The sequence below is a fragment of the Pedobacter sp. PACM 27299 genome (assembly GCF_001412655.1).
Taxonomy (GTDB): domain Bacteria; phylum Bacteroidota; class Bacteroidia; order Sphingobacteriales; family Sphingobacteriaceae; genus Pedobacter.
Genome location: NZ_CP012996.1, coordinates 1,569,579 through 1,582,898, shown reverse-complemented (window position 1 = coordinate 1,582,898; position 13,320 = coordinate 1,569,579). Strand labels below are relative to the sequence as shown.

Genomic DNA, 13,320 nt, shown 5'->3' with positions numbered 1-13,320 from the left:
AGAAACCAACCAATTCTATGAACAAAAAGACCTTACTGTCTGCCTTATTTTTTTGTCTGTCTTTAACAGCCAGCATTGCACAGGAGAACAGCTCAAAAGAAAAAACTACTGCCAACACCAAAAAAATGGAATGGTTTACCGATGCCAAACTTGGAATATTTATCCATTGGGGTGTTTATTCGGTAAATGGGATTTCAGAATCCTGGGCATTTTTCAACAACTACATCAACCACGATAATTATATGAAACAATTGGATGGCTTTAATGCCTCCAAATATCAACCTGAAGAATGGGTAAAACTGATCAAAGAAAGTGGTGCCAAATATTCGGTCATCACTACAAAACACCATGACGGCGTTTCTTTATGGGACACTAAAGCACCAAATGCCACCACTACTATTAAACATAGTGCTGCAAAAAAAGACCTGATTAGCCCCTTTGTGAAGGCATTAAAAGCTTCTGGATTAAAAACCGGGCTTTATTTTTCTTTACCAGACTGGAGTTACAACGACTATGATGTGTTTACCAGAGAACATAAAAGGTATCTATTGAAAGAAGCGCCGAAAAGATGGAATACTTTTCTTAACTACTACCAGCAGCAGCTCAATGAGCTTTCTGCGAACTTCAAACCGGATTTGATTTGGTTTGATGGAGATTGGGAGCACAATGGCGAAGAATGGCAGGCGCAAAAAGTGCTTAAAAACCTACGTAGTTACAATTCAGATATTATCATCAATTCACGCCTGAACCACCATGGTGATTATGAAACACCGGAACAGGGAATTCCAGTGGTAAAACCAGCCGGAGATTATTGGGAACTGTGTTATACAATTAATGATTCCTGGGGCTATCAGCCTTATGACAATAAGTATAAATCACCAAACATGATCATCCGAACCTTAGTAGATTGTATCAGTATGGGTGGAAATTTGCTGCTGGATATCGGTCCTAAAGCTGATGGAACAATTCCGCAGCAGCAAGTAGCCGTATTAAAAGGTCTTGCCCGCTGGACCAGCAAACATGGAGAAGCGATCTACGGTACACGTGCAGGAATTCCTGCAGAACATTTCAATGGAAAAACCAGTCTTTCTAAGGATAAGAAAACCTTGTATCTATATGCAGATTGGGCGCCAAATGGTGGAATATTCAACTTGAATGGGGTACTTTCCAAAGTTAAGTCGGCGAAAATTGTGGGTAGTTCCGAATTGCTGAGCTATAAAAAAGACGGCAATAACCTGAGCTTGAAAATCCCCGAAAACGCAGCAGATCAAGATGTGACCGTGATTGCGATTCAATTCAATGAACCGATCAGATTGGCAGAAAAAACTGTGGTAACTGCCGCAATAACTCCTCAAAAAAACAGCAATGATCAGGATCAGATTTTACAAATTGCCAGTGCCATTCATGATGGAAATAACCCTTTCTTAACTACAAAACTAACCATAGATGGATTGGGAATGGAAACAGAAAAGAAAAGCCTATCTCCTACCCTTTACAACTGGATCACTAAAAATTCAGAAAGTTTATATAAGACCACCAAAGGGCTTCCTGAAGGACATTATCAAGGAAAAAGTGCTTTATCTGCTGATAAACAAACCTTATTCCTATTTGTAGAAGGCAAGCCAACAGGCCCGATTGCTTTGAAAGGCATCAAAAATAAGATCAGCAGAATCAGAATTGTGGGAGAAGGAACCATGATGGAGCCAGAGATTTACAATAAACTATATTGGAGCTCAGTTCCTGGAATTGTTTACATCCCTGTTCCTGAAGATCGATTGGATAAAAAACTAACCGTAATTGCCGTGTTATTAGACGGACCGGTTGATTTATACCGTGAAAAAGTAGGTGCAATAGAAAGTAACTTATAAAATAGTACAAGCCCCTGCATCGGAACGATTTCCTGATGCAGGGGCATTTTTGATCAGATTAGTCGCCAGTATCAAAGCGTTTAGCGCTTTTACCCAGCTTTACCGGCTCCGGATATTTCCCTGGATTTGTCGGATCATAATAATAAATCCCCGCTTGCTCATAAAGGGCAAAATGTCCTTTTAAACGTTCCATGAATGCCGGAAAATTCTTTCCTGCTTTCGTAGACCAAGCTGCTTCTGCCAGCGCAGAAATCCTGGGAAAAAGCAGGTATTCCAATCGCTGATTATTAGGAACAGTTTCCGTCCAAAGGTTGGCTTGAATCCCCAGGATCTGGTTTTTAGTCACCGTTTGTGATTGATAATGATCTGCTGAAAAAGAATATACGCTTTCTATAGGGTTGTACAACTTGCTCCATTTGCGCCCATTATTATGCGTGCTGTCCTGTACAAAATCGAAGTACAATGGCAATCTAGGACACAATACCGTTTCATATCCTTTGCTCAATGCTTGCTTTAAAACCTGTGGCTGGTCATGGCGCCACCAGAAAATAATGGTTTTATCTTTCGGTAGTCCGGCTTCTGCCATCTCATCCCAAACCAGCAGTTTAGCATTCATCTGGTACACAGAATCCGCCATTCGTTTCATAAAATAAGTTTCCACCTCCTTAGTACCGGCAAGATTTTTACTTTGCATCAAAGCGATAATCTCAGGATCCGTTGCCCATTTATGGTTGCCATAACTCACTTCATCACCACCGAGGTGGATCATTGCGGAAGGAAATAAAACATTAGTTTCCTTTAAAATATTGGTTAGATAGGCATAAGTCCCTTCTTTACCAGGATTAAAAGTAAATTCCGGATGACCAGGTCCACCGCCCCCACTAAATTCAGGATAGGCTTTATTGGCTGCCGTAGCATGTCCTGGCATATCAATTTCAGGAATTACGGTGATGAAACGCAGCGCGGCATAGGCCACCACTTCCTTTATTTGCTCCTGGGTATAATATTGTGCTGGTGTAAATTCAGTCCTAAAGTCGCCAATACCACCAATCAAGCTCAATTTCGGGTATTTCTTGATCTCTAAACGCCAGGCCGGCTCGTCGGTCAGATGCCAATGCAGTTTATTTAATTTATAAAAGGCCATCCAGTCGATGATTGACTTTACCTTTTCCATTCCGAAGAAGAACCTAGATTCATCCAGCATAAAGCCTCTCCAACCATAAGCAGGCTGATCTTCTATTTTCCAGGCATGCAGGCTTAAACTTCCTTTAACTCTTTTTACTTGTCTGATCAGTTGCATCAAGGAGGTTGCACCATAAAAGGCACCCGGAATATCTTTAGCAATGATGGTAATGCCATCACCATTGATGTCCAGCGCATAAGCTTCTGATCCGATTTTCTTTTTCGGGGAAAGCACCAGTTTTATAGCAGGTAATTTCCCTGCGCTTGGCTGAATGCTAATGGGTAGGTACTGCGACTTTAGCAGCTCTGTCTGCAGGTATTGTGCGATCGGTTTTAAGGCCTCATCATTTAATACTAAAGGTGTATTTACCTGTAGTAAAAAACTGCCATCGCCCTTTACAGCACTTATAGGCAAGGGTATAATAGGACAATTATCCTGAGCTGTCGTTTGATTCGGACTCAAAATAAAAAGTACGGCAAACAGCATAAAAGAAAAACTGGACACTGCTTTAATTTTCAATTTCATCATGAGGTATGCTGGTTAAAATTTACTAATGATGTTTTTTATGGGGATACTTTTCCCGCTGGCCTTCTGTTCGCTCCTTTTCTATTTGTCAGCTCATCACCAAGATCCACCCTTGCCTCTTCGGCATAAACCTGTATTTGCTTTAGCATTTCAGGATAATTTTCCTGAACGTCATATTGCTCAGCAGGGTCATGAGAAAGGTTATACAAAGCCATTTTCACCTTTACATCTGGTGCCGGGCCAGGATAACCGCCTTTACCAGGCAAACTACCGGTATATGCTCTGGAACTATGCGGAAACACTAATTTCCAGTTTTTGTAGCGCACTGCTTTTAGGTTATTGACATCATAATAGTAGTAAAAAACTTCCCTCGGACCTTTACTTGATTTACCTGTCAGTACAGCGGAAAAGTCCATCCCATCAATTTTAAGCGCTGGTAATTTCGCTTTTGTGAGGGTAGCAATCGTAGGTAACAGATCTATGTTGACCATTAATTGAGAGCTGAGGCTCCCTGCGGGAATGCTTCCGGGCCACCTGATCAGACACGGAACGCGTGTTCCGCCATCCCATGCAGTTCCTTTTCCTTCACGGAAGCCTCCGGAAGAACCGGCATTATCGCCAAAATTGAGCCATGGCCCGTTGTCGCTGGTAATGATCAAAATCGTGTTTTCCGATAATTTATAACGGTCCAGCGTTTTCATAATTTCTCCAATTGACCAATCTAGCTCCATGATCACATCGCCAAAAATGCCCAGTTCACTCTTTCCTCTGAAAGCTTTTGACGCTGCTAAAGGCACATGAGGCATCGGCTGTGCCAGGTATAAAAAGAAAGGATCTTTCTGATGGTCCGTAATAAACTCGACTGCTTTCTTAGTGAAAGTCCCGGTTAATTTCCCCTGATCTTCCAGGTTATCATTATAAGCAACCACGTTCTCACCGTCTAAAATCGGCAATCTCGGGTATTTCCCTCTGTAAGTTGAGGAATCCAATGGTTTTCCATCGTAACCAACAGGCCACATATCATGGGAATAAGGAAGGCCATAAAAACTATCAAAGCCAAAATAGGTAGGCAGAAATGGTGCTTTTGAGCCCAGGTGCCATTTTCCGAGCATCGCCGTTTTGTATCCTGATTTTTTCAAGATAGAGGCAATGGTTTCTTCAGAAGTATTTAATGCGATTTTTGCTTCCGGACTTAAAGCATGGGCCAGACTTAACCTGTTTGGGTAACATCCGGTGAGGAGTGCTGCCCTGGAGGGGCTGCATACCGCTTGTGCGGCATTGAAATGTGTGAGCCGCATTCCTTCGGAAGCTGCCCTATTGAAATTTGGTGTTGGAATACCGGTCATCCCATAAGGCTCCGTATCTCCATAGCCCATATCATCCATATTAATGATGATCACATTTGGGCGGTCATTTTTCTTTTGCTGAGCATTTGCGTTCAGCGATATGACCAATAAAAATGGGCTGCCCCAAAGGAGCAGCCGAAATAGATTAGATTTTTTCATTTTACCTCCCCATCCATCCACCATCAACAGTCATCACTGTACCGTGCATATAGTTAGAGGCTTCGGAAGCCAGAAATACAGTAGGCCCCTTAAAGTCTTCCGCTTCCCCCCATCTTCCTGCGGGAATACGTTCCATAATTGAGCGGCTTCTATCTTGATCTGCCCTTAAAGCAGTGGTATTGTCTGTGGAAATATAACCGGGTGCAATTGCATTCACATTAACCCCTTTGCTGGCCCATTCATTCGCAAAAGCTTTCGTTAGCTGCCCTACAGCACCTTTACTGGCCGCATAACCTGGAACCGTGATTCCACCCTGAAAAGTCAATAAAGAAGCGGTAAAGATTACTTTTCCTGATCCTCTCAAAATCATTTCTTTTCCGATCTCACGAGTCAGGATAAATGGTGCGGTTTGATTCACAGCAATCACTTCATCCCAATATTCATCTGGATGTTCGGCGATAGGTTTTCTCAAAATTGTTCCTGCATTATTCACTAGAATATCAATGACAGGGTGTGCAGTTTTCACTTTTTCAATAAATGTTTTCAGTGAATTGCGGTCATTAAAATCACATTGGTAGGCGCTGAAATTGCGACCTAATGCTTTTACCGATTGCTCCACTGCGGAGTTTTCCAATTCCAGGCTGGCGGATACGCCAATAATATCTGCTCCAGCTTCTGCTAATGCTTCTGCCATTGCTTTTCCAATCCCACGTTTACAGCCTGTAACCAGGGCTATTTTACCTTTTAAATTAAATAAATTCAGTACCGACATTTGACGATGTTTTTATAAAATAAGACTTATTGAACGGTTACCTTTAAAGGCTGTTCTAATGATTTTTTAAAATTATTCAGGTAGGCAAACCAGGCCTCTGCAGTCGTAATTTCTCCTGCTTTATCCCATGCTGCGCCATTATAATACACGACTGGCTCCGCATTTTTTGCAGTTGTTTCTGCCAGCAGCTGCTCTTTGGTCACCCTCATCTGCAGTTTAGGATCTGATAAAATCACACCGATCCCCATGGTACCATCTTCGCCATGTTTAGGCTCCCAATAGCCCATTACGCCATTTCTCTCGTTTAGTAATAAAGCACCGGGCTCTGCTCTTTTGATGATTCCGACTACCACTGGTAAATCACCACCACCTGGATATTCATAGTTTGCGGCTACCCTATTCAAATGAGAACCTGCATCCAGAGATATCGTTTTCGTTACTTTCACTAATTTCCCAGCGACGTCCCAGTTTTCATAACTCAATTGAAAAGTGAAACGCAATGCACCTTGATCTAATATTTTCCAGGTACGGTAATTTAAAGGATAATAGATTTTATCACCGGAGATCGGCGCAATATCACCGCCACCTAAAGTCAGGCCTACATGGTAGTAATCGTTACCATCACCAAGATCTTCATGGTATTTACCTCTTTTATAGCGCTCGTTCAACACCATTCTGGTTACTCTTTTCCCCCACACATCAATGCCATAGGCATTTTCTTTAGGGGTACTTTCCAGTGCTTTTCCGTACATACGGAAAGCTACTTTATCATTTTCCCAGGCAAAATCATCTTTACGCTCAGGAATGTACCTGCCGAAAGTTTTTTGTACTGGTTTCTGTGCTTTTCCAGGAACAATGGTCAATTTAACCGTTCCATTTGCCGGCACATCTAATTGTACCAGCAAGTTTTGCGGGCTTGTTAATCCTTTATATTCCAATTGAAAAGGAACTTCCTTCTGCGCTGCATTCAGCACCTTAAAGTTTGCTGTATCTACTGCAGGAAATTTGGAAAGTACATTTTGCCAGGGTATGGCGGTCACTGCAGCGGTTCTTTTCTGCGTGGCAGTGTTCTGAATGCTGATGGTAGCCTTCAAATGCTTAGTTTGTGCATTAAGCGCAGCGGGTAAGCTGGCGCATGCCCATAAAACCAGGAGAATCTTTTTCATGTTTCATACAGTTTATAGAAACAGGCTGTGGATTTAAGCACAGCCTGTTCTTTTGGTTTTTCTTTTATCTCAATTCAGTAATGGCGCAATGGTCCATATCGCCATAATCCAGGTTTTCACCTGCCATTCCCCAGATGAAGGTATAATTGCTCGTTCCTGCTCCGGAATGCACTGACCAGTTTGGTGAAATAACGGCTTGTTCATTCTGCATCCATATATGTCTGGTTTCCTGAGGCTGGCCCATGAAATGACACACACTTTGTCCTTCCGGCACTTCAAAATAGAAGTAAACTTCCATCCTACGGTCGTGGGTATGTGCTGGCATGGTATTCCAAACACTGCCACTTTTCAATTCTGTCATGCCCATTTGCAGCTGACAAGTAGGCAATACACTGTTTACGATCAGTTTATTGATCACCCTGTGGTTGGCTGTTGCCGGAGAACCCAATTCTACCACTTCTGCTTCCGCTTTAGAAACTTTCTTGGAAGGGTAAGTATGGTGTGCTGGTGCAGAATTGATGTAAAATTTAGCTGGTGCATTTGCATCAGCAGAAGAGAAACTCACTTCTTTTGTACCTTTTCCCAGGTACAAAGCTTCTTTATACTCCAATTCGTAAGTAGTGCCGTCGGCAACTATACTGCCCTTACCACCTACGTTGATGATGCCCAGCTCTCTTCTTTCCAGGAAATAATTGGCTTTTAGATTTTCTGGGTTGGACAAAAGAACCGTTTCTTTTACGGGCATTACACCACCGGCAATATACCTGTCGAAATGAGATAAGGTTAAATGAATGGCATCTGCTTCAAAAAGCTTTTCCATCAGGAAATTATCACGTAATCCTTGAGTATCTAATTGTTTTCCTTCCTTTGGGCTCAGCGCGAACCTGCTGTCAAAATATGTTTCCATTGTATTCTTTTTAATCATCTGTTTGCTATTGCCTGTTTCAATTTCAGACAAGTATTATGGTCATTCTGTATTTTAATATTTAATGTGTGCTCCCTTTTCAGTAGGATCACGTCTTTTTTTAACTGATCATTGGACTATTTAATTAACAGTATTGCCTACAAGTACCAATTTTTATAGCGGTGTAACGCTTCCAGAAAGTAATAATCTGCATACGTTAAAGGCACATCAATTTCCGTTTTATGCGGAATAGAACCTACGCTATGCATCAAAAGAAAACCACCATTCTCTCCTAATTTCGCACGATACGTATCAGAGGCCAGGGAACGGATCATTTTCTCTGCGGCATCCAAATAAGTTTTGCGTTCTTTTTTATTAACATACTGTGCCAGCTCTAATAATGCAGAAGCATTTACAGCTGCTGCAGAAGCATCACGATAAGTATTTGGAATACCTGGTGCATCAAAATCCCAGTAAGGAACCAGGTCTTTCGGCATATTAGGGTGGTTTAAAGTGAATTTAGCAATATTTCTAGCTTGATCCAGATAGCGTTTATCTTTAGTAAAACGGTACATCATGGTGTATCCATACAGTCCCCAACTCTGGCCTCTGCTCCATGCAGAAGAATCTGCAGCGCCTTGTGCCGTTTGCTTGTGCATCACTTTACCTGTTTTCATGTCATAATCTATCACATGATAAGAGCTGAAATCCGGACGGAAATGGTTTTCTAAAGTGGTGTTGGCATGTGCAATCGCCACTTCTTTGAATTTTTTATCACCACCATGGTCGGATACCCAGCTTAACAATTCCAGGTTCATCATGTTGTCAATAATAACTGGTCCGCCCCATTTTTTGCTGGAATTCCAGGACTGAATTACTTTTGCCCCAGGGTGATATCTCGTAGTCAGGGAAGCCGCTGAAGTGTCTATCGTTGCTTTGTAACTCGGGTTTTTAGTGATGCGGTAAGCATTACCAAAGCTGCAGTACATCATAAAACCAAGGTCATGGTTTCCGGTGTAGTGCTTTTCTTTTTCCAGAATACCTAGTCTGGCAGTAGCTTCAGCAAGGATTTCAGGATCTTTGGTATACTCATAGATATAGAATAAAGTACCTGGATAAAAGCCACTACACCACCATTTGGTATCACTGGTTTGTACCTTGTTTTTTTCGGCATTGTAAGTTTGAGGCATTACATCTGCCGGAACATTTTTGCTGAGCACCTTATACTGCTGATCGGCAAATTTAAACTGATCATCAATTAATTGACGCATTCCCTCTTTTGCCGGAGCATTTTGAGCGAACAGCGCCATACTGTTCATCATTAAAAGACTTAAAAAAACTACGAGCTTCCGCATAATCTACTGGTTTGGTTCAAAATTTATATTTAATTTATTTGGGTTGCTTTTATTGGGCGTACTACTATTTATTTATCTGTTATTTATTAAGAAGACATCCTTCTGATCAAATCCACAGGAATCACGTAAGGCTTTTTTTCCAGCTCTAATCGGTGATCTCCATTTTTCAATTGATCGATCAACACTTCTACTATTTTTTGTCCTACCTTGGCAGGATACTGTTCTATCGTGGATAAAGCCGGAGTAATGATCGAGGTTCTCGGATCATTTGAATACCCGATAATTTTCAGGTCCTGGGGTACGCGGATTCCATTTTCCTTCGCATATTCCAACGCTGCAATGGCTGTCACATCATTTGCAGTAAATAAAGCATCTGGAACTACCGCTCCTGAAAATAGTTTCGCCATCGCTTCTTTAGCGTTCTCATGGGTAAGTTCCTGATGAAAAACCCATTCTTCACGCACTGGCAGCTGATGTTGTTCCATTGCTTTGAAGAAACCTGCGGTACGATCCTGGTAAAGATTAGAAATTAATTTTCCGGAAATATGAGCAATACGCTCACTTCCCGTTTCTATCAAATGAGAAGTAGCCAGATATCCCCCGCGAAAATCATCTCCTTTAATATAGGTTACCGGATAGGAATTGAGGGGCACTCGATCGTAGAAAATCACGGGAATTCCGCTGTTCACCAGCTTATCAAAATGAGTAAAATCTGTCGCTTGTAATGTACAGGCAACGATCATTGCATCCACTCTGGAGGCATACAGGATATCTGCGAGTTCTTCCTCCATGCTGAGCAGGTCGTTAGACTGGCAAATGATCAGGTTATAGCCGTGTTTATGCAATGCGTTTTGAATGGTAGTGATCACTTCGGCATGAAAAAACATGGAGATCCGCGGAACAATGAGTCCAACAGTATGCGTTTTATTGCTCCTTAATCCAGAAGCCATCTGGTTCCTTCTATAACCCAGCTGCGCCGCCATTTTTAATACATCGCTTTTCGTTTTCTCCTTTACATAGGGGTGATTATTCAGCGCCCTTGAAATCGTTGCCGGAGAAAGTTTCAACGCTTCCGCGATGTCAAGAATGGTGTTTTGCTGCGGTTTTTTATCCTTATTCATCTATAAAACTGAATTTTCAGTAAATTAAACACAGGCAAGCTAGTCATTTCTTCCATAAAATGAAAACGTTTTCATAAAATTACAGAAAGTGGCTCTCCTCCGTTATTTTGGCAATATATTAAGCGTAATTACCGATAGTGCCCTAAATTCCATCAAAAGCGATAACTTCCGGCTTTCTTAGCTTAAATTCTCTGTTATGACCGTTGGCCTTTTCATTCCTTGCTACATTGACCAGTTTTACCCAAATGCAGCAATTGCCACTTTAAAACTCCTTCAAAAGTTAGGTGTTAAAGTCAGTTATCCTTTACAGCAAACCTGCTGTGGACAGCCGATGGCAAATTCAGGATTTGAACACCTGACGACTGGCTGCAACGAACTTTTCATTGATAACTTTGCAGCGTTCGACTATATCGTTTCTCCTTCCGGGAGCTGCGTTTTACATATAAAAGACCATTTACATAGCGATGGACAGGCGGAAAAAGCAAACAGTGTACGTAAAAAAGTATATGAGCTCACGGAATTCCTGACTGATATCTTAAAGGTAGAAAAGCTAACTGCACGTTTCCCGTACAAAGTAGGCATGCATCAAAGCTGCCATGGACAAAGGGGCTTGATGATGTCTCAAATGACAGAATTAGTGGCTCCTCCGTTTTCTAAACCCCGTCAATTGTTAAACATGGTGAAAGACCTGGAACTGGTAGAATTAAGCCGCCCGGACGAATGCTGTGGATTTGGCGGAACTTTCTGCGTCGCAGAGGAAGCGGTATCTGTCAAAATGGGCAAAGACCGTGTAGCAGACCACCTCAATCATGGCGCACAGTACATCACGGCAGCAGACATGTCTTGTTTGATGCACATGGAAGGTATTTTACGCCGCCAGAATAGCCAGGTAAAAGTGCTGCACATTGCAGAAATTCTGAATGCAGAAGAAGTATAATCCGGTAAATTTTAACGCAGATTTAAGAAATGATTAAAGGAAACAAGGACCACGCCGCATTAGCTGATATTTTCAATCAGGATGAAGCCCGTGTAGACTGGCATGATGAGACCTTATGGTTCGTACGTGCGAAGCGAGATAAAGCAGCAAATACCCTTTCTGAATGGGAGGCGCTGAGAGAAAATGCTTCTCAGATTAAGGACAATGTATTGTCCAATCTCCACGATTACCTTTCAGAATTCGAAAGCAATGCACAGCAGAACGGTGTGATCGTACATTGGGCTGCCGATGCTGCGGAGCACAATCAAATTGTCCTCTCTATATTAAAATCAAAAGAAATCAGCAGAATGGTTAAAAGTAAGTCTATGCTGACTGAAGAATGCCATCTGAATGAATATTTACACCAAAACGGAGTGGAGGTGATTGATACCGACCTTGGCGAGCGCATTGTGCAGCTGGCCGAAGAACCGCCAAGCCATATTGTACTGCCTTGTATCCACAAGAAAAAAGAAGAAATCGGGGAATTGTTCCATGAACATTTAGGAACTCCTAAAGGCGCTTCCGACCCGCAATTATTGACCGCAGCAGCCAGGGTACACCTTCGGGAGAAGTTCCTGACCAGAAGAGCGGCCATCACCGGAGTCAATTTCGCGATTGCTGAAACCGGCGAATTTGTAGTCTGTACCAATGAAGGCAATGCCGATATGGGCGCACATCTTTCTGAAGTCCATATTGCCTGTATGGGGATTGAAAAGATCATCCCAAAAAGGGCAAATCTAAGCGTATTTTTAAGGCTTTTAGCCAGAAGTGCTACCGGCCAGCCGATTACTACTTATTCCAGTCATTTCCGAACGCCTAGAAAAGGACAGGAAATGCACCTGATCCTAGTAGATAACGGACGTACCCAGCAGCTGGGAAGAGCAGATTTTCGCAACTCCCTAAAATGTATCCGCTGTGGTGCCTGTATGAATACTTGTCCGGTATACCGCAGAAGTGGCGGCCATAGTTACCATACTGCCATTGCTGGCCCAATAGGTGCGATTTTAGCGCCTAACCTGAACATGAAACAATATGCAGACTTACCTTTCGCATCTACCTTATGCGGTTCCTGCACCAATGTATGCCCGGTGAAAATCAACATTCATGAACAGCTTTACAAATGGAGGCAAGTCATTGTAAAGGAAGGCTATGCAGATCCTAAAAAGACCATAGCCATGAAGGCGATGGAATTTACCCTTTCCCATCCTTACATATATAGAAATGCTGGAAAATCGGGCCGTTGGGTGATGAAAAATATGCCTTTTCTAGTGAATAATAAGTTAAATGCCTGGTATACGCAGCGTGATATGCCGGCGCCTCCCCAACAGTCTTTTCGTGAATGGTATAAAAAGAACAACAATGAGTAGCAGAGCACAGATCCTTGCATGCGTTAAAGAAAACCAGCCTGCTTTAACCGTTTTACCTCCAGATTTAACCGGTTTGGCTCAGTATCCTGATCCTCTGGCCATGTTTGGCAGCGTATTAGATGGAATTGGCGGAATGATGTATCCTGTTAAAGACTATGAGGAGCTGATTGGCTTGATTAAAACAAAGTTTAGTGGCCTTCCAAGGGTGATATCCACTATTCCCGAGTTGGCTGAACTGACTGAAAAAGACTGGCAGGACCTTCCTCCTCCTAGTTATGAGGACGTAGATGTGGCCATTATTAAAGCCCATTTTGGGGTAGCAGAAAATGCAGCACTTTGGGTAACGGAGTCGCTTATGGGACAGCGGGTGATCCCTTTTATTTGTCAGCAGCTAGTGGTATTAGTTCATAAAAAGATATTTTATCCAATATGCAGGAAGCTTATCAACAAATTTCAAATTCCCATTATGGTTTTGGTGCTTTCATCGCCGGTCCTTCAAAGACTGCCGATATTGAGCAGTCATTAGTCCTTGGTGCCCATGGTCCAAAAAACATGACTGTTTTTGTAATGGCATAACC

At 42.3% G+C, this 13,320-nt stretch carries 12 protein-coding genes; 5 read left to right on the top strand and 7 right to left on the bottom strand.

The genetic code is table 11. From position 1 onward, the window contains the following. Positions 1-17 precede the first annotated feature (17 nt). Positions 18-1,868, top strand: coding sequence for an alpha-L-fucosidase (locus AQ505_RS06770; protein ID WP_062547480.1), 1,851 nt, complete (start codon positions 18-20; stop codon positions 1,866-1,868). Between the two features lie 58 nt (positions 1,869-1,926). On the opposite strand, the gene AQ505_RS06765 is transcribed toward AQ505_RS06770, so the two are convergent. The 7 genes from AQ505_RS06765 to AQ505_RS06735 form a co-directional block, all read right to left on the bottom strand. Beyond that, a complete protein-coding gene (locus AQ505_RS06765; RefSeq protein ID WP_231635030.1) occupies positions 1,927-3,579 on the bottom strand; it encodes a beta-N-acetylhexosaminidase in 1,653 nt (550 codons plus the stop codon). A gap of 35 nt (positions 3,580-3,614) precedes the next feature. Further along, positions 3,615-5,081: a sulfatase family protein gene (locus tag AQ505_RS06760; RefSeq protein ID WP_062547478.1), complete on the bottom strand. Its 1,467-nt coding sequence runs from the start codon at positions 5,079-5,081 to the stop codon at positions 3,615-3,617. A 1-nt stretch (position 5,082) separates the two neighbouring features. Next, entirely contained in the window at positions 5,083-5,853 is a 771-nt protein-coding gene (locus tag AQ505_RS06755; RefSeq protein WP_062547477.1) for an SDR family NAD(P)-dependent oxidoreductase, read from the bottom strand. A gap of 26 nt (positions 5,854-5,879) precedes the next feature. After that, positions 5,880-7,019, bottom strand: coding sequence for a DUF4861 family protein (locus AQ505_RS06750; RefSeq protein WP_062547476.1), 1,140 nt, complete (start codon positions 7,017-7,019; stop codon positions 5,880-5,882). Between the two features lie 64 nt (positions 7,020-7,083). Then, positions 7,084-7,926: a 5-dehydro-4-deoxy-D-glucuronate isomerase gene (gene kduI, locus AQ505_RS06745; RefSeq protein ID WP_082461766.1), complete on the bottom strand. Its 843-nt coding sequence runs from the start codon at positions 7,924-7,926 to the stop codon at positions 7,084-7,086. Positions 7,927-8,081: 155 nt separating this feature from the next. After that, positions 8,082-9,278, bottom strand: coding sequence for a glycoside hydrolase family 88 protein (locus AQ505_RS06740; protein WP_062547475.1), 1,197 nt, complete (start codon positions 9,276-9,278; stop codon positions 8,082-8,084). 86 nt (positions 9,279-9,364) lie between these two features. Beyond that, a complete protein-coding gene (locus AQ505_RS06735) occupies positions 9,365-10,399 on the bottom strand; it encodes a LacI family DNA-binding transcriptional regulator (protein WP_062547474.1) in 1,035 nt (344 codons plus the stop codon). A gap of 196 nt (positions 10,400-10,595) precedes the next feature. Here AQ505_RS06735 and AQ505_RS06730 point away from each other — a divergent pair, with 196 nt between their 5' ends. The 4 genes from AQ505_RS06730 to AQ505_RS27325 are packed head-to-tail and all read left to right on the top strand — an operon-like array spanning position 10,596 to position 13,318. Then, the gene (locus AQ505_RS06730) at positions 10,596-11,336 is read left to right on the top strand and encodes a (Fe-S)-binding protein (protein ID WP_062547473.1); all 741 of its coding nucleotides are present in this window, start codon (positions 10,596-10,598) and stop codon (positions 11,334-11,336) included. 29 nt (positions 11,337-11,365) lie between these two features. Next, positions 11,366-12,742: a lactate utilization protein B gene (locus AQ505_RS06725; protein WP_062547472.1), complete on the top strand. Its 1,377-nt coding sequence runs from the start codon at positions 11,366-11,368 to the stop codon at positions 12,740-12,742. Further along, positions 12,735-13,268: a lactate utilization protein B/C gene (locus AQ505_RS27330; protein ID WP_442952131.1), complete on the top strand. Its 534-nt coding sequence runs from the start codon at positions 12,735-12,737 to the stop codon at positions 13,266-13,268. The genes AQ505_RS06725 and AQ505_RS27330 overlap by 8 nt, the downstream gene beginning before the upstream one ends. Beyond that, positions 13,226-13,318 carry an LUD domain-containing protein gene (locus tag AQ505_RS27325; protein WP_442952123.1) on the top strand — a complete coding sequence of 31 codons (93 nt, stop codon included), beginning with the start codon at positions 13,226-13,228 and terminating at the stop codon, positions 13,316-13,318. Before AQ505_RS27330 ends, AQ505_RS27325 begins: the two co-directional genes overlap by 43 nt. Positions 13,319-13,320 lie beyond the last annotated feature (2 nt).